Consider the following 21,954-nt stretch of genomic DNA (forward strand, 5'->3'; position numbering starts at 1 on the left):
TACGCACGGGTGCCACGCGGTGCAGACCTCGGCGCCATGGGTGGCGAGCCACCGCTCGAAGTCCGGGACCTCGGTGGCCTCGCCTGCGCAGAGCCCGAGCATGGTCGGGTAGTAGGTCAGGAAGACCTCGGCGTGGCCGGCGGCGATGGCGGCCCGGGCCAAGTGGAACTGCGGGCGCTCGCCCTCGGTCCTGGCGAGGCCGTGGCGGTCGCCGTACTCGCCGACGATCTCCCAGCCGCGCTGCCGGGCGTAGGCGCGGAGCTCCTCGACGACCCGGTGGACGTCGCCGTACTGCGTCATGCAGACGTAGATCAGCGCGCGGCGCCTGGGCTGCTCCGGGGCGTGCGCCGGTCGTGCGGCGGCGGTGGTCGCGTTCTCATTGACCGTCGTATCCACACCGCTTCTCCCGTCACGCCCCGTGGTTGATCAGCCCTTGGGAGTAGCGTTGCCGAGTAGGGCGGTTGGGGCCCATACACACCGCGTCCGCTCCTGTCCGCTGCGTTGCGGACATGGCGGACATGGGGAGGAGCAGCCATGTCGGAGACCTTCGGGCAGGCCTTACGCCGCCTCCGCGGTGAGCGGTCCCTGCGGGACGTCGCGCAACTGGCCGCCTGCGGCAAGAGCTACGTGTCCGACATGGAGAACGGGCGGCGGTGGCCGACACGGCCATGGCGGCCGCGCTGGATCAGGCGCTCCACGCCAACGGCCAGTTGATCGCGCTTGCCGCCATGAGGCCGGGCCTGCGGCCGCTCGAGCAGGTCGCCGCCCTGCAGCACGACCTCCGGGACACCCTCGCCGCGGGGCCGGTGTCGTCGACGTGCCTGGACGAGTGGGCTTACACGGTGGCCCGGCACGGCCGCGCCACCCGCTACCGGCCCGAGCGCGAGCTCCTGCCGGAGCTCCTGGCGGACATCGGCGACCTGCGCCACGTCCTGGCGCACCGTCACCCCGAGCCCGCCCGTCGGCGTCTCATCCAGTGCCTGGCGCAGTTGGCCGGCCTGATGGCCCTCACGCTCCTCAAGCTGGGTGATCCGGCCGCCCGCGACTGGTGGCGCACCGGCCGGGCCGCGGCCGCGGCCGGCGAGGACCGCACGACCCTCGCGTGGATGTATGCGCAAGAGGCGTACCAGCTCTACTACGGAGGCGACCTCCATGGCGCCGTCGAGCTCGCCGCACGCGCCCGGCACTACGCGGGAGGCCTGCCCTGCGTCGGCGCCGCCCTCGCCGCGCCGCTTGGCGCCCGGGCCCTGGCCCAGCTCGGCCACGGCGAGGAGACCGCGGCCGCCCTCGAGGCTGCCGAGGCCGCCTTGGAGCGGCTTCCCGCCGAGCAGCGCATCGGCTCGGCCTTCGGGTACAGCGAGGCGCAGTTGGCCTTCCACTCGGGCAACGCGTGGACCCACCTGGGCAACGTCCCGCGCGCGGCCGAGCAGCACGAACGGGCCCTCGGCCTGTACCCGGACAGCGATCACACCGACCGCACCCTCATCCGCCTCGACCAGGCCATGTGCCGCGCCCACGACGGCGACGCGGCCACAGCCGCCGCTCTCGCCACTGAGACCATCGTGACCCTGCCGCCCGCACACCGCTCGGCACTGATCATCTACCGTGCCCGGGAAGTGGCCGCTAGGGTGCCCGAGACACAAGCGGTCAGTGAGGTCCGGGTGTTGCGCGAGATCCTGGCGCTCCCGCCCGGCGAGAGGGCGGGGATGATCGATGGCTCAGGTGACGCCGGCGACGGAGAAGGACGCCGAGGAGATCTCCCGGCTCATCGGCGAGATTGAGGTCTACTACGGCGGCGACTACGCCCCCGGCAACGTCGACCAGATCCGCGCCGCACTCTTCGGCGCCCACCCGGCGGCCACCGTGCTGCTCGCCCGCGACGGCGAGGACGTCCTCGGCATGGCCTCCTTCTCCCTGCTCTGGCCCGCGGCCGGCGCCGACACGAGTGCGTGGATGAAGGAGCTGTACGTCCGGGACCAGGCCCGCGGCCGCGGCGTCGGCCGCGCCCTCCTCGACGCCGTCCGCACCGCGGCTCAAGAGCTCGGCTGCACCCGGCTCGAGTGGACGGCCGACACCGACAACCCGACCGCGCTGGGCTTCTACGAGGCCCTCGGCGTCCCGGTGAACGGCGGAAAGGTCGTGTACCGGCTCCCGTTCTGAGCTGAGGGCCAGGGAAAAATCCACCCGCGACGGGAACCTTCTCGCCAAGATCTACGCATGGCGACATTCCGTTCCGCTCGGCTCGAGCGCCTGCTCGGCGCGCCCGTGGCCGAGGCACAACACTCCCACCACTTCTGACTGCAATAGACCTCGCCTATGGGCGGGGCCCATTGCATGTCGGAACTGACGAATCGCGGCTGGTCCGGACTGGCTGCGCCCGTCGTTCCACCCTGATCGCGGCCGTGAGGTCACCTTGGTTCCGGTGCCCCCGACTGCGACGTGCGGACGGTGCTGTCAGTAGGAACCCGACTGCTTCCAGTACAGAGGGTCTTGGTTATCCGTTGCGCTGGCCAGGAGGTAGACGAAGTTCCCCACAGCCGTGAGCCACGGATCCCAGAAGGTCTGCCAGCCCGTGCTTTCCTGTCCCCACGTCCAATGAAAGTTGCGGCTGGAGTCGAGCCAGATGTGGGCGATCCGGAATACGTTGCCGAACGCCTGAATGGCAATCTGGCCGTTACTGTTGTCCGTCAGGGCAACTGTGGGGATGCTGTGCTGGGTGCCCGAAAAGCCGGAGAGAACAGTCCCCGCCGACCAGTTCGAGGATCCCAGAATCTGAGTCGTCACCCCGACCTCATAGGAACCGGGCCGGGTGTAGGACAGCACAAGACGATTCCAGCTCGCATTGAAAGCGATGCCAGGCGCCGCGACCGTTCCCTGGGCTGCACCAATCCACTGCCATGCGGACCATGTGTCTTGACCGTTGAGCCGCTGGTGGTACTGGCCCCGCACATCCCCATTGGCATCTCGGTAGGCAATGTACCAAGATTCGCTATCGCTGCCGGGACCGTTCTCCAGTCCGACCACCGCAGGGGGGTCATAGGTTGACAAACGGGTCGGCGTAACGAGCCGCTGCCAGGTCCCAAGATTCAGCGTCCCGTCGGCGCGGATCTCCAGCCCCGCGTAATAAATACTCCCGTCCTGTCCCGTGTGGAATACCCGCCATCCATACCCGGTCCAGATGACTCTCGGAGCAGCCTGCGTGACAGCCCCCGGCCACAAGGCCGCCCCGCCGTGATTGTATGAGACGCGGATGTAATTCGAATCACGGTCGTGCCACACCTGGAGAATATTGCCGTTCGGGTTACGTGCCTCCGAGAACCCGGCGGTCACGTGTATCTGTGCGCCAGCTGCCTGTTCGGGGAACCAAATGTTTTGCTCGCCCTCTTGGGCGGCGAAGGCCTGCGTCCCGAACACGGTGACGGTGATCGCAGCGACAGCCACCACCACCCACAGGCGAAATTTCTTGAACCCATACTGCAAAGAAAACAGCTCCTTCCTTTCCCTACGCGGCGATGCCTGCTCCGCATCCCTAATGAGTAGTGGCGGAGAAGCAGTCCCCGACGCGCGAGTATAGCCGACCGGTCGTCTAACGCCTCGCGCGAGCAGCCTACGAAAGGGCCGCCCGGTTCCGTAGGGCCCTGACTTTACTTACTAAAGCGAGAGTACCTGGTCTCGAAATGGTCTGCGGAGAGACCGTCGTCACAGTTCAGCCCGCCGCCATGGCCGCATGGCGGCGACCGCGTCGGAGGTCCGCAGCCGACGGACGTCTTCCACGTCATGGCCACCACCCGCCATGACACCGGCGCCTCCGCTGGTTCGCGCATGACCGGTGCCGCCCTCGGCTCGGCTTCGGGGACGTGGCTCTCTCGATCCCTGGCGCGACTCCGGATGGCTTCCAGACGGTCTGGTACGCGGAGCCCGCGGCGATGGCGACGATGAGGACGTTCCCTCCGACGGTGTGGGCGGTGAACTGGCCGCCGAAGTAGGCCGAGCCGCAGCCGAGGGTCACCGAGGACAGCAGCATGACGAGGGTCTTGGCGGTGCTGGACCAGCGGGGCTGCTGTACGACGGCGATGAGCGGCGGCGCGGCGAAGCCGATGAACGCGGACCACAGTTGCGCGTCCGGTGCCATGGCGGGGCCTACTTCTTGCGGAGGCCGTTGGCGACCTCGTACGCGTACTGCCAGGTCTTGGGGCCGGTCTTGCCGTCGGCCGGGCCGAGGGCGGCGAGGAAGTGTTCCTGCAGGGCCTTGACCTTGAGCAGGTCCAGGGCAGTCATGGTGCGGGACGGGCCGACGCGGTACGGCGGGCCCCACTGGCCGCGGTGGAGCCACGTCTGCAGGAGGAGGGCGTGGTCGGAGGTGGCGCCGAGGAGGAAGTAGCCGCGGCCGGGGAAGGCCGGCATCACGTTGGCGACGGCGGGCGCCCAGCGGTAGGCGGTGGCGGGCTTGCCGCCGCGCGGGTCGGCGGGGTCGGCGGTGGGCGGGCAGATGCCGTCGGGGAAGACGGGCGCGAGGTAGCCGGTGACGCGGGAGGAGCGGCGCTCGGTGCGGTGGGAGAAGACGCCGTTGCCCTGGCCTGCATCGGCGGCGCCGGCCGCGACGGAGTTGCCGCCCTTGGTGTAGACGTACGTGGCGTCGAAGCCGGTGACGATCTCGGTGTGGGCGCCGTTGCCGAAGTTGGTCCAGGCTCCGATGGACGGGTACTCGGACCAGCAGCCGTGGACGCGCGCCCAGGAGGTGAACGCGGAGACCGAGGCGGTCTTCGGCACGGCCGCGGTGAGGCCGACGTCGGCGTACATGTCCCAGTCGAACATGACGCACCACGCGACGCCGTCCCAGCCGTACTGCTCCCCGAACGGGGTCTCGTTGTTCCAGCCGACGACTGGTTCCCACGTCTCGTAAATCCGCTCGGGGACGGCCATGACGTGGTCGAGAAGTTTCCGCCATTGCGGAGTTACCTGAGGAGTGGTCATTTGCCGTTCTCCTTCCGGGATTAGCGGGTCAGCCGGAAATCCAGAGCACTCGGAGGCCGCTTGAAAAGTCGGTGGGGTTGGCGGTGTTCAATGCCGCGCCGGATGTCTGGTATCCCTGGATTTCGACGTAGTCGCCAACGCTGAGCGAGACCATGGCCGAGCACGGCACTCCGCAGGCGTTGCCGGTCGCTGCGGGGATGAGCGAGGCGCCCCCCTGGATGTTGGCACCGTTGGCCTGCAGTCGGCACCCGCGGTTGCCGGTCGCGTTCGACGGGAAACAGGCCTGCCCGAGGAGGAAATAGGTCCCGGCGACCTGGATGGTGTAGCGGGACGGATTGGTGACGGTGCTGTGTCCGCCGTCGCTGTCGATGGTCTCGGTGTCCAGAGTGAGACTGGTGAACGTGGCCGAGGAGATGGATTGCGCGGTCCCCTGGTGTCCCTCAAAGCGGAGGCCGCGTACAGCGGATCGGTCCGGGCGGCCGCGAGGAAGTCGAGCGTCTCGTCCAGCGACCAGGGCGACAGGTCGCGCTGCTCCACCTGTGGCGGCTCGACGAGCGACACCACGTTGCGCGCGATCAGTGAGCTGCCCCGAATTTCGTGGAGTCCGCGATCGTGTGATCAAGCGGTCTGCGGGGTTTCCTCTAGTTGCGCCCAGTACGCCTGCTCGTACTCGTCGGGCGGGACGTAGCCGAGGGCGGAGTGGAGTCGTTCGCTGCTGGACGAGGGCCCGCTCGACCTGGGCGAAGTCCCGCCACGGTCCCTGATGCTCGATCAATTCAGCCTTGAATGTTCCGTTCAGGGCCTCGGCCATCGCGTTGTCGTAGCTATCCGCGACGGACCCGACCGACGCGGAGGCGCCGACCTCTGCCAATCGCTCTGTGTAGCGAATGGACACGTATTGTCGCTGACCCGCACAGCCCTTGGCAACGCGGCACCAACGAAAACAATAACGGACAGTACTTCCCCAAGGGCACCGACCTATCACGACGGGAAGCCGACGAACTCCAGGCCGTTGCTCACGCACTCAATAACAGGCCCCGCAAAACCCTCGGCTGGAAGACACCCGCCGAAGCCCTGAACGAACAACTACTATCGATCCAAGAAGCCGGTGTTGCGACGACCGCTTGAATGCGGGTTGCGAGCCGCGGTCACTGTGGTGGATCAGTCCCGCGTCCTTCTTGATCTTCTGGCGCCACAGCGCCATTTCCAGCGCATCCAGTGGCAGGTCGGTGCGCATGTGGGTGGCGGCCTGCCAGCCCACGATCCGGCGGGAGTACGCGTCCAGGACGAACGCCACGTAGACCCAGCCCGACCAGGTGCGGATGTAGGTCAGGTCCGCGAGCCACAGCTGGTTCGGGCGCTCGGCGGCAAAGCGCCGGTTGACCAGGTCCGGCGGGCGCGGCGCGGCCGGCTCCGGGATCGTGGTGCGACGGCGTTGTCCGCGGATGACGCCCTCGATCCCGAGCTCGCGCATCAACCGCTCGACCGTGCAGCGCGCCACCTGGCGTCCGGAGCGGACCAGCGCGCGGGTGATCCGGCGGGCGCCGTAGGTGCGACCTGAGTCCTCCCACACGGCTCTGACCAGCGGAATCAACTCTTCATCGCGCAGGCGGCGGGCCGACTTCGGTCGCGTCTTGCGGGCGAAGTAGGCCGACGGCGACAGGTCCAGCACCCGGCAGACTGGGGGTGCCCCCTCTGGGGGAGATCGACCCCGAGGCCCATGTCGCGCAGGTGGTCGATCACCTGCTCGGCCTCGTCCGGGGACGGTCGATCTCCTGGGCAAAAAACACCGAGGCGGCCTTCAAGATCTCGTTCGCCCGCCGCAACTCGGCGTTTTCCTTGCGGAGTTCTTCCAGCTCGTCGCGTTCGGCGGCGGTAAGACGGTCGTCGCGCTCGCCGGCGTCGGCCTCGGCCTGGCGGACCCAGGATCGCAAGGCTTCCTTGTGGATGCCGAGGTCACGGGCGACGTGCGCGACGGGACGACCGGTCGAGGGGACCTCGCGGACGGCACGCTCGCGGAGTTCATCGGGGTACTTACGGGGTGCTGGCACTGCTGGTAGTTCTCCTTTACGCCTGGATCGCAACAAACCCAGACTTCAGGGACTCCACGAAGATCAGTGCAGCTCACGATGCCGGTTTGGCGGCCGGCCGGGGCAGTTGCTGCTTCGTACGCTCGCTCAGCACCAACGACGGAACATCACCACCTACGGACGTTGCGTCGCCTGGACACCTGCTTGGCATAGAGGCGGTCGACATCAGCACCTTCTGTGCCACAGGGGCAATTTTTTTGCCCTGCTGTCACATTGCCGGACCCTATCGGTCTTAGGTTCGACCAGCCTTCGGTCGACCCGCTAAGGAGCACACTGATGCAACCCGACACCATCGTCCTCGTCCACGGCTTTTGGGTGACGCCGCGGGCCTGGGAGAACTGGATCGCCCACTACGAGAACAAGGGCTTCCGTGTCATCGCGCCTCCGTACCCCGGATTCGAGGTGGAGGTCGAGGCCCTTAACGCCGACCCGAGCCCGATCGAGACCGTGACCGTTCCGGCAATCATCTCTAGCTTGAAGAAGCTGATCGTGGGGCTGGACCAGCCGCCCATAGTGATGGGTCACTCTGCTGGCGGCCTTTTCACCCAGATCCTCTTGGACCGCGGCCTCGGTGCCGCCGGAGTGGTGATCAACTCCGCGCCCACCCAGGGCGTACCGGTCGTACCACTCTCCCAGATCCGGTCCCTCTTCCCCGTCCTGAAGAACCCGGCCAACCGGCACCGCGCCGTCGGACTGGACCTCGACCAATGGCACTACGCCTTCGCGAACACGTTTCCCGACGACTACGCGCGCGCCACATATGAGCGCTACCACATCCCCGCACCAGGCAACATCGTATGGAGCGGCTCGCTGGCCAACCTTCACCCCGGCCACACCGAGACGTACGTGAACTTCCACAACGCCAATCGGGCGCCCCTACTGTTCCTCTCAGGCGAGTTCGACCATGTCATGCCACCGAAGGTCCAGATGTCCAACGCCAGGCACTACAAGGCGGAGGGCACCACCACCGAGGTCAAGGTGTTTCCTGGCCGCTCCCACCTGATGGCCGTCCAGGACGGCTGGCAGGAGATCGCCGACTACGCCCTCGAATGGGCACTCGTCCACTCCTAATACGGCAACCACGGCCGCGACTTCTGGCGCCTGGCACGCGGCAGCCGACGGCGATAGATGGTGGCGGTGGCTAGTGGGTCTTGGCCTCGCAGTTGGGCTGGTCTGGTTCGGAGCCCGCGCGCTGAGCGAGGGCCGACCGCTCCTGTTGCGTCTGCTCCTCGCTGTGGGAGCGGTTTGCTTCCCAGTCCCGTACCGCGGTCTCGGTCAGGTCGAAGTCCTTGGCGACCTGACCGACCGAGCGGTCACCCCGCCGGCACAGCTCGACTATCTCGGCCTTGAACTCCGGGGTGAACGAGCGGCGAGGGCGAGGCTTTTTTTCCCCATGCTCTCCATGATGGACATCATCCTTCCGGGACCGAAGCCCCTGATCTCCGATGTCCGTCAAAGCGGATCAAGCCCACCCCACGGGTGGCTCGAGTCCGCAGCCGGCCCTACTCAGCGTCCTGCGCCTCGATCAGGTCGAGGTCGCGGACGCAGAAGCCGTGGTGCTCAAAGGTCTCGTTGAGCACCGTGCCGAGGCACTGCCGCACCAAGCGGCCCCGGGCATACGGCGGCCAGACATCGTCGTCGGGCACCGGCGCTCGCGCAGCGAGCTGCACAGCGGTGACCTCGTCGAGCCAGGCTTCGAGCTGGGCGGCCTGTGCGTCACGCACCCTCACGATCTCGTCGAGGGCCGGATCGAGCGAGAGGTCAAGCCCGTGCGCTCCACGGTAGGGCTCGACGGTCGTCCCGATGCCCATCGGCGTGAACAGGTCCGTTGAGCCCAGGCAGCAGCGGCGGAACCACGAGTCGTGGACGAAGACCAGGTGGCGCATTGTCTGCACCGCCGACCACTCGTCGTTCACGTTGCGGCGCTCGATGCCGGGCGTACGGCGGATTCGCTCGATCGTGGCGGCCCAGCCGGCATGGAGCTGACGCGATGCCTCGCGAAGATCGGCCGGGTCCTCGGAACGGATCAGCACCCGCACCGGATGACGCCGGTCGAGCTCTGCCTCGACGTACTCGGTGACCTCGACACCGTTCACCACGAGGTTGGTGATGAGTCCGTCGATCACGGCATCCTGCATGACGACGCCTATCAGGCGTGCCCCGGTCAGATCGCACTCACGGAACTCCGCACCGTGCAGATCCTCGTCAACATACCGCGTCATGCTCCGCATGCTAGGTCCAAGCACCGACAAGCCAACATCCCCGGGTCACGACTTACGGGACAGGTCTCAGACGATCATGAAGCGATCGCTGTCGGGTCTCGGTTGATGCTGGACGTTTTGGCGTCGGGTGATGCTTGACGTTTGGGCTCGACGATTTTTCGTTTGTTGTACTCCCCGGATTTGCGGACGACCACTCCCTTGGTGGTGGTGCGGGGGACAGTGGTGATCAGGTCGTTGCCGTGGAAGACCTGGATGACGGTGTCATCAAGGTGGGCGGTGAAGACCTGGCGGGCCCAGGTGCGGCCGACTTGGACGCGTTGGCCTGCGATGACGAAGCCGCCGTTGCTGGAGACGATCCGTTCGGCGGTCTGCGGTGCCGGCGGTGGGACGGTCGGGGGGTGGGCCGGCGGTCCGGGCATCGCCGCAGGCCAGCAAAGTTCGCAGGTCACTGCGGGACAGTTTGGAGGGCAGGGTCTTGTGCCGGGTGCGGTCGATCAGGACGTGCAGCCGGTTCACGTCGATCCGCAGGGTCACCGCGTTGCCGGCAAGCGCCGGCCCGAACCACAACAACGACTCGGCCAGGTCGGCCGCTCCCTGGGGCGTGTCCAGCGCAGAACGCATGGACCGCACGGTAGTCGAGCACCTCAGGGAGTCAGCAGTCCCGCCGTCTCACGAGGGTCACGTCCCTGGAGTGGTGTAGGCGATCACGGCGGCAAAGGCCCCATTCACGACCGGAATTCCTGCACGCCGGCCTACGCACGCAGTACAAGCACGCCAGTCAGCCTGATCGCGCACGAGCGACGGTGAAGATCATCGGCAGGATCGACTACACCGTGGTGGGACACCATCGTGGGAAGCTCACGTCTACCGCGCCCGAAGGCTGTCCGGACTCACCAACTACCTTCTGCCACAGACATGTTGGAATTCCCCTATGGCCACTCCCGCTGACGGAACCACCCGCCTGAGTCCGGACGAGCCCGCGCACCGCCTGCGTGCCGAGGTCGAGCGACTGAGAGACGAGGCGACGCGCCAGAGGACACTCGCCCATCGCCGGGCCGAGTTCTGGACCAAGACGGACATCGCCCTCGGTTTCCCCGCGGCCTTGCTCGCGGGGACGGCGGGAACGGCAGGACTGGCCTCGGCGGACATGCGCCTTCCCGCCGCCCTCGCCGCTCTGGCCTCCGCCGGTTTCGCGGCGGGAGCGGGTTTCCTGCGCAGCGACACCAGGCGCCGCGCCAACAAGCGCGCCCGGCACGCATGGGCGTCGGTCGAGGCCAGGGCCACGGTGGCACTGGCCCAGGAGCACGTGACCCCCGAGGTTCTCGGCAGCCTGCTGGAATGCCGCCAGGCTGCGCTGGCGGCTTACGACGGCGAGGAGCCCAGGCCAGGGGCGTCGTGATCCGGAGCCCTTCGGCTGCCGCCTCCGCGTCTGAGAGCTCGGAGTGGGTGACCTGGCAGGCGTAGCTGCCGACGCGGAATCGCGGCAGAGTGACGGTGGAGATCACCAAAACTCCACCCCTTGCCGATAGCGATCGCCACCGAAGCAGGAACCAGCAAGTAGATACGGAGGCCGCCAGGCAAATATGGAGCGACGGGTGCCCCTTTCGGCATGACTCGGGGTCTTCGGCGTCCAGATCCGGCGTCAACGGCCACGCTCACCCGCGACCGGGACGCCTCCGCGGCGGCCGGTCCGTGTGGCTGATGTGACGGCGATCCGGCACCGAGCCGCCCATGCAACAGCGCCCTCCGGAGGCCGGCGCTTCGCGCCTCGCGCGTAACGAGCGGTACGGGTTCCGCGTCTCGGCGGGCCGCGCCGGGCGCGCGGTGAAGGCGTGGTCGCTCGTGATCCACTGCTCCCCCGCGCGCTCCCGCACGGCCGCCTGCCGCGAGCGACGAACATCGCCGGCGGGGGAAGCGACTGCTTGCCGACCGGGATCACACGCTGCCCCTGGTCAGCGTCTGTCGGTCGGCAAGCGTGCTCGGACGACCGGCTTGAGCGTGCGGCTGCAGCCATGCCCTGCAGCGAGCAGCTTCCCATTCGGGAACGCGATCAACGCCAGGACGGGCCGCCGTGCGGACGCCCCGTACCCTGGCCCGGCGCCCCGGACCATACCGGCGGCTCAGTGCCAGTGCTCGGGTGGTCAGTGGGCTGGTTCACCGTGCCCGGGGACTGTGCGGCTCCGGCGGCCCACAGCTGGTCGACCCGCGAGCGCTCGGTGGCGTTGGGGTGGCGGTTGGTGCAGGACGGGCCGGGGCCGCCGCCCGACATCAGCTCACTGCACGGCCCGCTGTAGTTGTCCGGCAGGCCCAGCACGTGTCCGGTCTCGTGGGTGACGACGCGGATCGAGTCGTCCTGCTGGTTCTGGGTGTAGTCAAGGAAGACGTAGCCGCTTCCGTGGCCGTCGGTGGAGGCGTAGGACCCGCGCGAGTCGTTGCCCTCGTAGTAGGAGAAGTCGGCACCGCTCGAAGCCTCCTGGAGCTTGACGTTGGACTCCGAGCTGTTCCAGATCGAGGCCGCGCTCGATATCTGGGAACGGAAGCTCGGTGCCCGGGAGGCGTCGTAGTAGACGGTCACCGCCTGCGCGTTGGGCTGGGCGGCGCGCTTCTCGGCGACCGACTTGAGCACAGCCTGGAAGAACGCCTTGTTGTTCGCCGTCTCCTGAGCCGACCCGGCGTACCGCGCCACGGAGGTAGCGGCGGAAGCGGGCGGGGTGGCGATCGTCTGGGCGCTCGCCGGCACCGCCGCGCCCAGCGCGCTGGAGGCCAGACCCAGGCCGAGAGCGAGGGCGAGGAGTCCCGGGGGCGTTTGGAACGACTTCATGCGAGGGCTCCTACTCACTCGGTGACGCCGAGCGCCCGGTGCGCGGTCGACTCCGCGTGAACACCGGTTCTGAACTGCGACGACGTTCTGTGGGTCGCCATTCTTAGAACCGCTCGACAGGGAGCGCAAAGGGTCCCGCCACTACGTCGCCTCGTAGGTGCCAGGACCTCGCCAGGGCAGCGCGCGGGGCTCCAGTCCGCACATGGCGGTGCGAGGACAAACTGATGTGATGTCAAAAGCCTTGCTTCACAGGTCAGCTGGCTGGCAGGGCGGCCGGGCGGAACTCCGGGATTCACGACGAGATCTACATTCGGGCAAAGAGGGGCAAATACCCAGATGTCCGCCATGCCGTATCTACTAAGTGCGCCAGTGGGTTGGCGGAGCGCTGTGACCGATGTCATAACATGCGGGCTTCCGCCTCTTTCGCCCCGGGGACTCGCCCTCACCGCTGAAGGCGCCACCGCTCAGTCCTGATCAAGAGGGAAGCCGAGCCCGCCGGGCACCGGCGAGCGGCGTGGCACAGAGGTCGGCCGGCTTCTCCTCAGCAGCGTTCCGCCCGCCGCCGGCGTCCGGGGCGCCGCGATGCGTAAGCGGCGCGATGGCGCGGCCGACGCCGGCGCGGCCGACGCGGCCGGCGACCTCCGGGCGTGGTGGACCCGGACAGGAAGCGCTTTCCGCCCGGTCGGCTCACCCGTTTGCCGACGGGCGCTTCACCCACCTGGCCGCAGTGCTGGCGCTGCTGGGGTGTGTCCGCCGTTTGCCGTGCTTCCATCCCGTCAGGAGGCACACATGATGCGTGAGGACCGACAGCAGGACACCCACCCGCAGGCAGGTGCGTCACGGCGGCATCTGCTCGCCGCGGCCACTCTGGCGCCGATGCTGGGCGGGGCGATCTCCGCGTGCGCGCCCACCGGAACGTCGAAACAGCACAACCACCCGTCGGTCATGCCCGTGCGCACCGCTCTGACGGACTGGAAGGACGTGGCCGTCGCGCTGGGCCGGACGGGCGACATCAGGCGCGAGTTCATGTACCACACGGGTCTGCCGCGCCGGGACCTCAATGTGGTCTCGCAGGGCGTCACCGTCAAACCGGGGCTCGCCCTGGGCTCGCACGTGTCGTTCGTGCGCTACGCCGACGGGAACACGCTGCTGATGGGCGACGTGGTGGTCACCGAGAAGGAGATGCAGTCGTTCGCGGATGTGCTGCACGAGCGCAAGATCGAGCAGACCGCGATCCACAAGCACCTGCTGTCGCAGGACCCGGAGATCTGGTGGGTCCACGTCCACGCGCACGGCAAGGACCCCGTGGCCATCGCCAAGGGCCTGCGTGCCGCGCTCGACCGGACCGGCGCGCCGCCGCCGGGGCGGCCGGACCACTCCGTGCCCCGCGAGCTGGACCTGGACGTCGCCACCATCGACAAGGTGATGGGCGTCAAGGGCGGCATCGACGACGGGGTCTACAAGAACACCTTCGTGCGCCGGGAGACCGTCACCGACGCCGGCATGGTCCTGCCGCCGGGCCTCGGATCCACCAGTGCGATCAACTACCAGCCGCTGGGCAACGGCAGGGCCGCCGTCAGCGGCGACTGCGCGATGATCGCCAGTGAGGTCCAGGACGTCCTCGCGGCGCTCAGGCAGGCCGGGTGCCAGCTCGTCGAACTGCACAACCACGGGCTGACGGACGAACCCCGGCTCTTCTTCGTCCACTTCTGGGCCGTCGGTGACGCGGTCAAGCTCGCCAAGGGGATCCGGAAGGCGCTGGACGCCACCAACGTCAAGGGGATGGCGGTGGAGATCGGCTGAGGGCCGCCGGCGGCCTTGCCGGCCGTCGCTTCCGTGTCACGACCGCCGCTCCGCAGGGGACACCCGTTGCGGCCGCGGCGGTCCCGCTCGCTCCGCGGCCCCGCCCGCGGGGGTGGTCCCCGCGGCGGGGCGTGGCGGCAAGGGGGTCAGGCCGGGGTGCGGACCGCGGGTCCGGCCGGGGCGGGCCGGTGGGTGACGCGGCGGCGGCGGGACGGGATGCCCATCGTCGGGTTGGCGACGCCCCAGGCGGCGCCCTTGCAGACCAGTTCCTTGTAGATGGCGGCGAGCCGTCCGGTCAGGGCCGCGCTGACGGCGCGGTCGTCGGCGGTGACGTACTGGATCAGGCCCTCCTTGCGGCCCAGCGAGATGCACTGGTTGAAGTACCGCAGCGGGACGTTGGGCAGCCTGCCGCCGGTCAGGCGGGCCGCGATGGCGTCGGCGGCCTGCCAGGCGGTGGGGAGGCCCGAGGCGCAGGACATCCGCAGCGGCTTCTCGCCGGGGCCCATGACCAGGGCGGCGTCGCCGATGGCGTAGACGTCCGGGTGGGAGACCGAGCGCATGGTGCCGTCGACCACGATCCGGCCGGTGCCGTCGGTCTCCAGGGTGGTGGCGGCGGCGATCGGGTGGACGGCGAAGCCGGTGGTCCACACGGTGACCGCGGCCGGGATGGAGGTGCCGTCGGCGGTGGCGACGTGGTCGGCCGCCACCGCGGTGACGGTGGTGTGCTCGTGCACGGTGACGCCGAGCCTGTCGATGACCTTCCGCAGGTGCCGGGCGCCCTTGGGGGCGAGCCAGTCGCCGAGGCCGCCGTGGGCGGCGAGGGCGACGGCGAGGTCCGGGCGGGCCTCGGCGATCTCGGTCGCGGTCTCCAGGCCGGTGAGGCCGCCGCCGACCACGAGGACGTGCTGTCCCGCGTCCAGGCCGGCCAGGCGCTCGCGCACCCGGAGTGCCCCGGGGCGGCCGGCGATCTCGTGGGCGTGCTCGGCGACGCCGGGAACCCCCTGGTCCTTCCAGCCACTGCCCAGGGCGTACACGAGGGTGTCGTACGCCAGCTCCTCGTCGCGGTCCACGCCGTCCGCGCCGTGCACGGTGACAGTGAGGGTGCGGCGGTCGGCGTCGACGCCGGTGACCTTCGCCGCCTTCAGTTCGACGCCCGTCCCCGCGAACATCTCGCCGAGGGGCCGGGGCGTGAGGTCCTGGCCGGCCGCGAGCTGGTGCATCCGGACGCGCTCGACGAAGTCGGGCTCCGCGTTGACGAGGGTGATGGCGACGTCCTCACGGTGCAGCCGCCTGGCGAGGCGCCCGGCGGCGCTGGCTCCGGTGTATCCGGCTCCGAGGACGACGATGCGGTGCTGCATGTCCTGGCTCCTGTCTGCTCTCCAGCGGGTTCGCCACTTGAACCGGGCGGCCCGCCGTTTCCTGACAGGAACAGGGTGTGAAGCACGTCACATGGGGGTCAGAAGGCGTGGAGCAGGGGCTCTCCGTGGTCGCCGGCCGCCCATCGCCTGGTCGCGCGTTCGAGTTTGTCGGGATTGACCTGGTTGCGGACGGCGATGATGCCCTCAGCGGTGACCTCCAGGCACATGACGCCGACGACCCGGCCGTCGACGACCGCCACGACGGCGGGGGCGCCGTTGGCGGCCGTCGCGTGGACCTCGGCCGTACCACCGATCAGGGCGCGCTTGGCGGCAGCGGGCTTGAACAGGCCCCGCAGGAACTTCGCCACGGCGAGGGCGCCTTCGAACGCCTTCGCGCGGGCCGGGACCTTCCCGCCGCCGTCGCCGACCGCCACGACGTCCTGGGTCAGGAGCCGCACCAGCGGCTCGGTCCGGCCGCTGGCGGCCGCCGCCAGGAACTCCTCGACGACCCGCCGGGCCGCCGCCTCGTCGATCTCGGCGCCGGCCCTGCGGGCCTTGCCGTCCGCCACGTGCTTCTTGGCGCGGTGGTGGAGCTGCTGGCTGGCGGCCTCGGTGATGTCGAGGATCTCGGCGATCTCGCGGTGCGGGTAGTCGAAGGCCTCCCGCAGCACGTACACCGCGCGCTCGTTGGGGGCGAGGCGTTCCAGCAGGACGAGGACCGCGTAGGAGACGGATTCGCGCTGCTCGGCGGTGTCGGCCGGGCCGAGCATCGGGTCGCCGGCGAGCAGCGGCTCCGGGAGCCACTGGCCCACGTAGGTCTCGCGCCGGGCCCGGGCCGAGGTGAGCTGGTTGAGGCACAGATTGGTGAGCACCTTGGTCAGCCAGGCCTCGGGGGCCTCGATGCGGTCGACGTCCGTGGCCTGCCAGCGCAGGAACGTCTCCTGCACGGCGTCCTCGGCCTCGCTCGCGGAGCCGAGGAGACGGTAGGCGACGGCCTCCAGGCGGGGCCTGGACGCCTCGAACCGTTCCACGTCGTGCGGGGTCAGGGCCATGGCCGCGATCCTAGTCCCCGCGGGCGGCGCGGGTCAGTGCGCGACGTCGAGGCGGACGACCGCGCCGATCTCGACGAGCTGGTCGGGCAGGGCCAGGTCGGACACGCCCATGACGGTGCTGGTGGGGCGGTGCTCGCCGCAGTAGGCGGCGTGCAGGCGGGCGGCGGTGTCGAAGTGGTCCCGCAGGCCCTTGACCAGGACGGTGGTCTCGACGATCTGGTCGCGGCCGGCGCCGAAGTGCTCCAGCACGCGGTCGAGGTTGTCGAGGGTCGTCCTCATCTGGAGTTCGAAGTCGCCGGTCCCGATGAAGTCTCCCGCGCTGTCGTGGGACAACTGCCCGGAGATGTAGAGCGTGTCGCCGGCCTGTACGGCCTGGCTGTAGCCGTAGAGCGACTCCCACGGCATACCGAAGTTGAATTCCCTGGACCGGACGGTCACGGTTGTCTCCTCGTCGTCGACTGGACCGGCCCCACATGAACGGGGCCGACAGCTGAGACCGGAGCCGCCGTCGGGGTGTGACAGGAGCGACGCGACCGCGGCCTCCGGCCGGGAGGCCCGTGGCGGTTCTTCACGGGCCTCCCGGCCGGGCGCGGCGTGCTGCGATGGGCGCTAGGAGCGGTGAGCCTCTAGCGGAACGGGAAGAACGAGTTGAAGCCTCCGACGGGGACGATGACGGGGACGACGACGGGGACGAAACCGCCGCCGAAGAAACCGTAGTTCCCGCGGATCGGGCCGAAGCCGCCGAAGCCGCCGCCTCCCTGGACGTAGTTCGTGACGGCTGTCGGACGGGCCAGTGAGGCCGTGGTCTGCGGTGCCGCGTCGGCGGTGCCCGCCGCGACGAAGGCGAGCATCGGTGCCGCGAGCGCCGCGGCGACAGTCCGGCGGACGGTGATGTTTGCGCGCATGTCAATCTCCTTCGTACGTGAAGATTGGTGGACAACGGCCGTGCCATTTCCGACCGTCGTCGAACCGGCTTCGTGTGCCTGGAGCCGGCAGGACGAGTGGCACGTGACCCACGCGTTCTCGCTCACCGGGCAGGGACGCCGTGATGCAAGGCAGCAAACGCCGAGGACATGACCGTGACACGGGTGCGGCGCGGAGTCAAAAGAAAGCGCTGCGCCTCAGCGTCATCGGGGCCGCTTTTCCGCAGGTCAGAGAGCGTGTGATCGGCTCGCCGGAAATCTTCGGGCCGCCTGGGAGAGCGGTCACGCACGAGCATCCCATGGCCATTACATGGGGTCCGAGGTCACCCTCCGTGGCCGCCGGTCCCAGCCGTGCCGTCGCCGGCCCACGCCATGCGATCACCGGCTCCCGCTCCCCGGGCACCGTCCGGCGAGGACCGCCCGATGCCGACCGCCCGATGCCGACCGCCCGATGCCGACCGCCCGATGCCGACCGCCCGATGCCGACCGCCCGATGCCGACCGCCCGATGCCGACCGCCCGATGCCGACCGCCCGAAAGGGCCGAGGGGCCGGTCGCGCGGCGAGTCGTCGATGGCGCCGACCCCTCCATGCTTGACGCGTCAAATAAATAGCCCTATGTTCGGTTGACGCGTCAAGCATGAATGGAGCAGGGCGGGCTCCGCACCGTCGCCCAGGTGCCCGCCCTTGCAGTCCGCGCACCTCGCGCGGTCCGCAGGATGAGGAGTCACGACCATGGCACAGCCGCACGGCGAGGAACTGCAGGCGATCCTGGAGCGTCAGGCAGAGCTGAGGGACCGTTACCTCCTCCCGGCCGGGGAACGCCCCGCGCCCACGACGCAGGGGGTCCACCACGCCGCGTTCATCGCGCGGGACGTCGAGGAGACCATCCTCTTCTACCGGGACGTCCTGGGCCTCCCACTGGTGGACCTGATGGAGAACCGGGACTACCGCGGGTCGACGCACTTCTTCTTCGACATGGGCGCCGAGAACATGCTCGCCTTCTTCGACTTCCCGGGCCACCCCCACCCCGACTACGCGGAGACGGTCGGCGGCGGCCACCACATCGCGCTGTCGGTCACGCCCGAGGCCTTCGCCACCGTCAAGGAGCGCCTGGAGGAGAAGGGCATCGCGTACGCGGCCTTCCCGAGCGAGGTCGCGGACAGCATGTTCCTGGCCGACCCCAACGGGCTGAGGATCGAGCTGATCACGGAGCCCAAGGGCTACGCCCTCGGCGAGTACATCCTCTGACACGAGCGAATGCGGGCAGCGGGCGCCGGACGCCGGCCGGAGGGGCGGACGATCATCTGACGGCCGTCGGTCCGGCCCCCGCACGCGCCGGGCCGCGGCCCGGACCGCCCCGCTCCCCCGGCTCCGCGGTGGAACACCGCGGAGCCGGGCACTCACGCCCCGCACCCACGCCCCGCGCGGCCGGGACCTGAGAACCCGCGGAACTCGAACTCCGCTGCGATGACGCCGACTTCGACCCGTCGGCGGACGCCCGGTGCGCCGATACGGCCGGCCCGGGCCGTGGCGGCCGGGGAGAACTCCCGCGCGACGTCGCGTCGGTGGAGAGCGCGCAGGACACCCTCGTCGGGCGCCGCCCATCGCGCCCGCGTCAATTGGGATGCGCCGGCGCACGGGGCCGGGTAACGTCACCGTCCGACGCCTTCCGATGCGCCGTGCCCCGGTTACTTCCTGCGAACAAGTACACACCGGTGCACACCCTTGATCTCGGGAGGCGCCGCCTTCGCGTGGCCGGGCGATTCCGTGACCGCGCGTGCCCCGTTCCGCGTGTGTTCCCGCCGCGCGCCCTCCGACCGCCACCCTCCAGGGGGACATCTGCATGACCCGGTTCAACCGTCAGCGGGCCAAGACCGAGGCCAGGGAGGAGATCCGGGCCGAGATACCGGGCGTCACCGCGGGCGGTGCCACCTCCCCGCTCTCCCTGCACGGCCGCTGGGTCGTGGCGCCTCCCCGGTCCGCAGGGGCCGTGCTGCGGACGGCGTTCCCGCCGCCCGGCCTCAACCACGAGGCGGGCGCCGGATACGCGCGGGAGCCCAAGGCGGAGCTGTTCCTGCTCGCCGTCTCCCACATGGCCGGTCAGAACAGCTTCTACGAAGGCGCCGGGTCCCGCGACGAGCGCTACGCCCGCCTGGTGCGGCGACTCGCCGTCGAGGACCCGCAGTGGACTCTCGGTCTGCTGCGCTGGCTGCGCACACAGGCCCACATACGAACGGCGTCAGTGGTGGGCGCGGCCGAGTTCGTCCGCGGCAGGCTGGACGCCGGGGCCGCGGGCTTCTCCCGGCAGGCCGTCGAGGCCGTGCTGCAACGCCCGGACGAGCCGGGCGAGTTGCTGGCGTACTGGACCTCCCGCTACGGGCGGAGGCTGCCGCAGCCGCTCAAGCGCGGGGTCGCGGACGCGGTGCGCCGGCTCTACACCGGCCGCGCGCTGCTCAGGTACGACACCCCCTCGCACGACTTCCGCTTCGGCGACGTACTGGAGCTCACCCACCCCGCCCCCGCGCCCGGCCGTCCTTGGCAGGGCGGGCTGTTCCGGTACGCGCTGGACCGGCGGCACCGTCCGGACCGCGCCGTACCGCCAGCCGGGGAACCGCTCCTCGCCGCGCACCACGCGCTGCTCTCCGTACCGGTGGAGCGGCGGTACGCGCTGGTCACCGGGGCGGACGGGGCCGAGCGGCTGGCCGCGGCGGGGATGAGCTGGGAGGCGCTGGCGGGCTGGCTGCAGGGGCCGCTGGACGCCGCGGTGTGGGAGGCCGTGATCCCCTCGATGGGGGTGATGGCGCTCGTCCGCAACCTGCGCAACTTCGACCTCGCCGGGGTCGGCGACGAGGCGGCCGCGGAGGTGGCCCGCCGGATCTCGGACCCCGCCGAGGTGCTCCGCTCCCGGCAGTTCCCGTTCCGCTACCTGGCCGCGCACCGCAACGTGCCCTCACGCCGCTGGGAGGAGCCCCTGGAGAGGGCCCTCGGGCACTCGCTGGCGAACGTGCCCGCGCTGCCCGGCCGGACGCTGGTCCTGGTCGACCGTTCGGGCTCGATGTTCGACCGGCCGAGCGCGGACACCGAGCTCAACCGGGCCGACTCCGCCGCGATCTTCGGCACCGCGCTGGCGATGCGGGCCGAACGGGCCGACCTCGTCCAGTTCGGCACCGGCAGCCTGCGCGTCGAACCGGCGCGGAACGAGTCCGTCCTGCGGGCGCTGGACCGGTTCGGCGACCTCGGCGGGACGAACACCGCCGCCGCTGTCACCCGGCACTACTCCGGGCACGACCGGGTGGTCGTGGTGACCGACGAACAGGCCTTCTGGTCGCCCCTGGGCGACCCGATGGGCGCCGTCCCGAAGCACGTCCCGGTGTACACGTGGAACCTGGCGGGGTACGCCATGGGCCACGCCGCGACCGGGCCGCACCGGCACACCTTCGGCGGCCTCGCGGACGCGGCGTTCCGGCTGATCCCGCTCCTGGAGGCGGGGCGGGACGCCTCGTGGCCCTGGGACCCCGCCGCCGTCACGGACTGACGGGCCGGGTCAGGCCTTCTGCCCGGGCTTCGCGGTCTGCTCCGGCTGCTCCGGATTCGCCGACTGCGCGTCCTTGCCGCGCAGCGCCTTCTCCACGGCGTCCCGTACCCGGCTGTCCTCGCGCTGCTTGCGCCGTGCGCGGCCGCGGCGCCGGAGGACGATCGCGACGGCGACGGCCGCGGCGAGCAGGACGATCAGCAGGAGCAGGATCCAGGGCACGGCCCAGCCGTGGGCGGTGGCCTCGACCGGGTCCAGGGGGTTGATGGAGCCCGACGCATCGGTGAGCAGCGGGGTGAGGGTGGCGGTCGCGGTCAGGCTCACCGCCGGCGCCACGCCGTGGACGGGCACCTTCACCTTCCAGCTCTCGCCGGGGAGCAGCTCGGGCGGCGCGGGCATGTCGCCGGCCTTCGCCCGCAGCCGGCCGAAGGGCCCCGCGACCGAGACGGCCTGACGGGCCGACAGCATCGCGTTGCCGGTGTTGTGGATCGTGTACGTGACGGTGGCGTCGCCCGTGCCGAAGGGATTGGCCGGGCCGCTGTAGTCGACGTGCAGGTCCTCGACCGCGAGCTCAGGCCTGAGCTCGCCGCTGACCCGCAGCTTGACGCGGATGCCCAGGCGCCGGTCCACGTTGATGCCCTGGGCCTCGTCGGACTGCTTGAGCGAGGTCAGGATGCCGCCCACGTAGTCGCCGGGGGTCGCGTTGTCCGGCACGGTGACGGTGAAGGGGATCTCGGCGGTCTTGCCGGGCTTGATGACGACGCTGTCGCGGCCGGCGTGGACCCAGGCGCCGATGCCGACGGACTTCTTGTCCTTGGTGAGCAGGTCGAGCTGCCCGGTGTCGGTGGTGTAGCCGTCGGAGGCGTACAGCGCGAGCCGCAGCGGCGTGGTGCCGCGGTTGGCCACGACCATGGCGTCCTTGACCTGTCCGCCGGGGTTCGCGGTGTAGCTGTAGCTGGACCGGTCGTCGCCGAACCCGTTCGCGGCCGTCCTGACCGTCCAGGTGACGTCGCCGTCGGCCGCCCGGGCGGGCCCCGCGTGGAGGCCCACGAGGGCGAGGGCCGCGAACAGGACCAAGAGGGCGGTGCGGGCGAGGGGCGTCGTACGGCGCGGTGCGGACGGGTGCATGTCGGGGTTCTCCTGGAGCGGGAGGCGGGGGGGGGGGGGGGGGGGGGGGG

The 21,954-nt window shown here is 70.0% G+C and carries 21 protein-coding genes and 4 pseudogenes; 9 read left to right on the plus strand and 16 right to left on the minus strand.

Annotation, left to right across the window (positions count from 1 at the left end):
- The coding region (locus tag ACRWNP_RS35255) for a recombinase family protein (protein WP_431968797.1) at positions 1 to 396 on the minus strand (396 nt) is incomplete at its 3' end.
- 138 nt (positions 397 to 534) lie between these two features.
- Here ACRWNP_RS35255 and ACRWNP_RS35260 point away from each other — a divergent pair.
- The 3 genes from ACRWNP_RS35260 to ACRWNP_RS35270 are packed head-to-tail and all read left to right on the plus strand — an operon-like array spanning position 535 to position 2,160.
- Positions 535 to 714, plus strand: coding sequence for a helix-turn-helix domain-containing protein (locus ACRWNP_RS35260; RefSeq protein ID WP_431968799.1), 180 nt, complete (start codon positions 535 to 537; stop codon positions 712 to 714).
- Positions 654 to 1,781, plus strand: coding sequence for a helix-turn-helix domain-containing protein (locus tag ACRWNP_RS35265; protein ID WP_431968801.1), 1,128 nt, complete (start codon positions 654 to 656; stop codon positions 1,779 to 1,781). The genes ACRWNP_RS35260 and ACRWNP_RS35265 overlap by 61 nt, the downstream gene beginning before the upstream one ends.
- Positions 1,714 to 2,160 (plus strand): N-acetyltransferase family protein, encoded by a 447-nt coding sequence (locus tag ACRWNP_RS35270; RefSeq protein ID WP_431968803.1) that lies wholly within the window; start codon positions 1,714 to 1,716, stop codon positions 2,158 to 2,160. The genes ACRWNP_RS35265 and ACRWNP_RS35270 overlap by 68 nt, the downstream gene beginning before the upstream one ends.
- Before the next feature lie 294 nt (positions 2,161 to 2,454).
- On the opposite strand, the gene ACRWNP_RS35275 is transcribed toward ACRWNP_RS35270, so the two are convergent.
- From ACRWNP_RS35275 to ACRWNP_RS35290, 4 genes and pseudogenes are all read right to left on the minus strand, one after another.
- Positions 2,455 to 3,480 carry a hypothetical protein gene (locus ACRWNP_RS35275; RefSeq protein WP_431968805.1) on the minus strand — a complete coding sequence of 342 codons (1,026 nt, stop codon included), beginning with the start codon at positions 3,478 to 3,480 and terminating at the stop codon, positions 2,455 to 2,457.
- Between the two features lie 295 nt (positions 3,481 to 3,775).
- Positions 3,776 to 4,132: a hypothetical protein gene (locus tag ACRWNP_RS35280; RefSeq protein WP_431968807.1), complete on the minus strand. Its 357-nt coding sequence runs from the start codon at positions 4,130 to 4,132 to the stop codon at positions 3,776 to 3,778.
- An 8-nt stretch (positions 4,133 to 4,140) separates the two neighbouring features.
- Entirely contained in the window at positions 4,141 to 4,974 is an 834-nt protein-coding gene (locus ACRWNP_RS35285) for a hypothetical protein (RefSeq protein WP_431968809.1), read from the minus strand.
- Between the two features lie 618 nt (positions 4,975 to 5,592).
- Positions 5,593 to 5,875 (minus strand): annotated as a pseudogene (locus ACRWNP_RS35290) (IS3 family transposase); the annotation flags it as partial.
- Positions 5,876 to 5,877: 2 nt separating this feature from the next.
- On the opposite strand from ACRWNP_RS35290, the pseudogene ACRWNP_RS35295 reads away from it, so the two are divergent.
- A pseudogene (locus tag ACRWNP_RS35295) lies at positions 5,878 to 6,102 on the plus strand (transposase); the annotation flags it as partial.
- Here the strand turns inward: ACRWNP_RS35295 and ACRWNP_RS35300 are convergent.
- Together ACRWNP_RS35300 and ACRWNP_RS35305 are read right to left on the minus strand one after the other, a co-directional pair.
- Positions 5,999 to 6,646 carry an IS3 family transposase gene (locus ACRWNP_RS35300; RefSeq protein ID WP_431968811.1) on the minus strand — a complete coding sequence of 216 codons (648 nt, stop codon included), beginning with the start codon at positions 6,644 to 6,646 and terminating at the stop codon, positions 5,999 to 6,001. The pseudogene ACRWNP_RS35295 and the gene ACRWNP_RS35300 overlap by 104 nt on opposite strands.
- A 67-nt stretch (positions 6,647 to 6,713) precedes the next feature.
- Positions 6,714 to 7,025 (minus strand): transposase, encoded by a 312-nt coding sequence (locus ACRWNP_RS35305; protein ID WP_431968813.1) that lies wholly within the window; start codon positions 7,023 to 7,025, stop codon positions 6,714 to 6,716.
- A gap of 315 nt (positions 7,026 to 7,340) precedes the next feature.
- Here ACRWNP_RS35305 and ACRWNP_RS35310 point away from each other — a divergent pair, with 315 nt between their 5' ends.
- Positions 7,341 to 8,135, plus strand: coding sequence for an alpha/beta hydrolase (locus tag ACRWNP_RS35310; RefSeq protein WP_431968815.1), 795 nt, complete (start codon positions 7,341 to 7,343; stop codon positions 8,133 to 8,135).
- A gap of 70 nt (positions 8,136 to 8,205) precedes the next feature.
- Here ACRWNP_RS35310 and ACRWNP_RS35315 read toward each other — a convergent pair whose 3' ends face one another.
- The 3 genes and pseudogenes from ACRWNP_RS35315 to ACRWNP_RS35325 form a co-directional block, all read right to left on the minus strand.
- Positions 8,206 to 8,520, minus strand: a complete 315-nt coding sequence (locus tag ACRWNP_RS35315; RefSeq protein ID WP_431968817.1) for a transposase — start codon at positions 8,518 to 8,520, stop codon at positions 8,206 to 8,208.
- 46 nt (positions 8,521 to 8,566) lie between these two features.
- Positions 8,567 to 9,295 carry a DinB family protein gene (locus ACRWNP_RS35320; protein ID WP_431968819.1) on the minus strand — a complete coding sequence of 243 codons (729 nt, stop codon included), beginning with the start codon at positions 9,293 to 9,295 and terminating at the stop codon, positions 8,567 to 8,569.
- A gap of 140 nt (positions 9,296 to 9,435) precedes the next feature.
- Positions 9,436 to 9,880: pseudogene (locus tag ACRWNP_RS35325) on the minus strand (IS481 family transposase); the annotation flags it as partial.
- 337 nt (positions 9,881 to 10,217) lie between these two features.
- Between ACRWNP_RS35325 and ACRWNP_RS35330 the strand changes: the two are divergent.
- Positions 10,218 to 10,685, plus strand: coding sequence for a hypothetical protein (locus ACRWNP_RS35330; RefSeq protein WP_431968821.1), 468 nt, complete (start codon positions 10,218 to 10,220; stop codon positions 10,683 to 10,685).
- A gap of 780 nt (positions 10,686 to 11,465) precedes the next feature.
- Here ACRWNP_RS35330 and snpA read toward each other — a convergent pair.
- Positions 11,466 to 12,107 (minus strand): annotated as a pseudogene (gene snpA / locus ACRWNP_RS35335) (snapalysin); the annotation flags it as partial.
- Positions 12,108 to 12,896: 789 nt separating this feature from the next.
- Here snpA and ACRWNP_RS35340 point away from each other — a divergent pair.
- Positions 12,897 to 13,910 (plus strand): DUF1259 domain-containing protein, encoded by a 1,014-nt coding sequence (locus ACRWNP_RS35340; protein ID WP_431968823.1) that lies wholly within the window; start codon positions 12,897 to 12,899, stop codon positions 13,908 to 13,910.
- A 146-nt stretch (positions 13,911 to 14,056) separates the two neighbouring features.
- Here the strand turns inward: ACRWNP_RS35340 and ACRWNP_RS35345 are convergent, their stop codons facing one another.
- The 4 genes from ACRWNP_RS35345 to ACRWNP_RS35360 form a co-directional block, all read right to left on the minus strand.
- Positions 14,057 to 15,268, minus strand: coding sequence for an NAD(P)/FAD-dependent oxidoreductase (locus tag ACRWNP_RS35345; RefSeq protein WP_431968825.1), 1,212 nt, complete (start codon positions 15,266 to 15,268; stop codon positions 14,057 to 14,059).
- 98 nt (positions 15,269 to 15,366) lie between these two features.
- Positions 15,367 to 16,320: an RNA polymerase sigma-70 factor gene (locus ACRWNP_RS35350; RefSeq protein ID WP_431968827.1), complete on the minus strand. Its 954-nt coding sequence runs from the start codon at positions 16,318 to 16,320 to the stop codon at positions 15,367 to 15,369.
- Between the two features lie 33 nt (positions 16,321 to 16,353).
- Positions 16,354 to 16,758, minus strand: coding sequence for a RidA family protein (locus ACRWNP_RS35355; protein ID WP_431968829.1), 405 nt, complete (start codon positions 16,756 to 16,758; stop codon positions 16,354 to 16,356).
- A gap of 188 nt (positions 16,759 to 16,946) precedes the next feature.
- Complete coding sequence (locus ACRWNP_RS35360) at positions 16,947 to 17,225, minus strand: hypothetical protein (RefSeq protein ID WP_431968831.1); 279 nt, start codon at positions 17,223 to 17,225, stop codon at positions 16,947 to 16,949.
- A 751-nt stretch (positions 17,226 to 17,976) separates the two neighbouring features.
- On the opposite strand from ACRWNP_RS35360, the gene ACRWNP_RS35365 reads away from it, so the two are divergent.
- Both ACRWNP_RS35365 and ACRWNP_RS35370 read left to right on the plus strand, forming a co-directional pair.
- The gene (locus ACRWNP_RS35365; RefSeq protein WP_392604616.1) at positions 17,977 to 18,492 is read left to right on the plus strand and encodes a VOC family protein; all 516 of its coding nucleotides are present in this window, start codon (positions 17,977 to 17,979) and stop codon (positions 18,490 to 18,492) included.
- Between the two features lie 595 nt (positions 18,493 to 19,087).
- Positions 19,088 to 20,779, plus strand: a complete 1,692-nt coding sequence (locus ACRWNP_RS35370) for a TROVE domain-containing protein (RefSeq protein ID WP_431968833.1) — start codon at positions 19,088 to 19,090, stop codon at positions 20,777 to 20,779.
- Positions 20,780 to 20,788: 9 nt separating this feature from the next.
- Here ACRWNP_RS35370 and ACRWNP_RS35375 read toward each other — a convergent pair.
- Positions 20,789 to 21,954, minus strand: a 1,166-nt coding sequence (locus ACRWNP_RS35375) for a WxL protein peptidoglycan domain-containing protein (RefSeq protein WP_431968835.1), incomplete at its 5' end; no start/stop codon positions are given.

This window comes from Actinacidiphila sp. bgisy160, from assembly GCF_965342435.1.
In the GTDB taxonomy this organism is placed as follows: Bacteria; Actinomycetota; Actinomycetes; order Streptomycetales; family Streptomycetaceae; genus Actinacidiphila.

Excerpts from the sequence above, each read along its gene's own strand:
- ACRWNP_RS35260 (WP_431968799.1), top strand. The coding sequence starts at position 535 with ATGTCGGAGACCTTCGGGCAGGCCTTACGCCGCCTCCGCGGTGAGCGG.
- ACRWNP_RS35270 (WP_431968803.1), top strand. The coding sequence starts at position 1,714 with ATGGCTCAGGTGACGCCGGCGACGGAGAAGGACGCCGAGGAGATCTCC.
- ACRWNP_RS35280 (WP_431968807.1), bottom strand. The coding sequence starts at position 4,132 with ATGGCACCGGACGCGCAACTGTGGTCCGCGTTCATCGGCTTCGCCGCG.
- ACRWNP_RS35285 (WP_431968809.1), bottom strand. The coding sequence starts at position 4,974 with ATGACCACTCCTCAGGTAACTCCGCAATGGCGGAAACTTCTCGACCAC.
- ACRWNP_RS35310 (WP_431968815.1), top strand. The coding sequence starts at position 7,341 with ATGCAACCCGACACCATCGTCCTCGTCCACGGCTTTTGGGTGACGCCG.
- ACRWNP_RS35320 (WP_431968819.1), bottom strand. The coding sequence starts at position 9,295 with ATGCGGAGCATGACGCGGTATGTTGACGAGGATCTGCACGGTGCGGAG.
- ACRWNP_RS35330 (WP_431968821.1), top strand. The coding sequence starts at position 10,218 with ATGGCCACTCCCGCTGACGGAACCACCCGCCTGAGTCCGGACGAGCCC.
- ACRWNP_RS35340 (WP_431968823.1), top strand. The coding sequence starts at position 12,897 with ATGATGCGTGAGGACCGACAGCAGGACACCCACCCGCAGGCAGGTGCG.
- ACRWNP_RS35345 (WP_431968825.1), bottom strand. The coding sequence starts at position 15,268 with ATGCAGCACCGCATCGTCGTCCTCGGAGCCGGATACACCGGAGCCAGC.
- ACRWNP_RS35350 (WP_431968827.1), bottom strand. The coding sequence starts at position 16,320 with ATGGCCCTGACCCCGCACGACGTGGAACGGTTCGAGGCGTCCAGGCCC.
- ACRWNP_RS35360 (WP_431968831.1), bottom strand. The coding sequence starts at position 17,225 with ATGCGCGCAAACATCACCGTCCGCCGGACTGTCGCCGCGGCGCTCGCG.
- ACRWNP_RS35365 (WP_392604616.1), top strand. The coding sequence starts at position 17,977 with ATGGCACAGCCGCACGGCGAGGAACTGCAGGCGATCCTGGAGCGTCAG.
- ACRWNP_RS35370 (WP_431968833.1), top strand. The coding sequence starts at position 19,088 with ATGACCCGGTTCAACCGTCAGCGGGCCAAGACCGAGGCCAGGGAGGAG.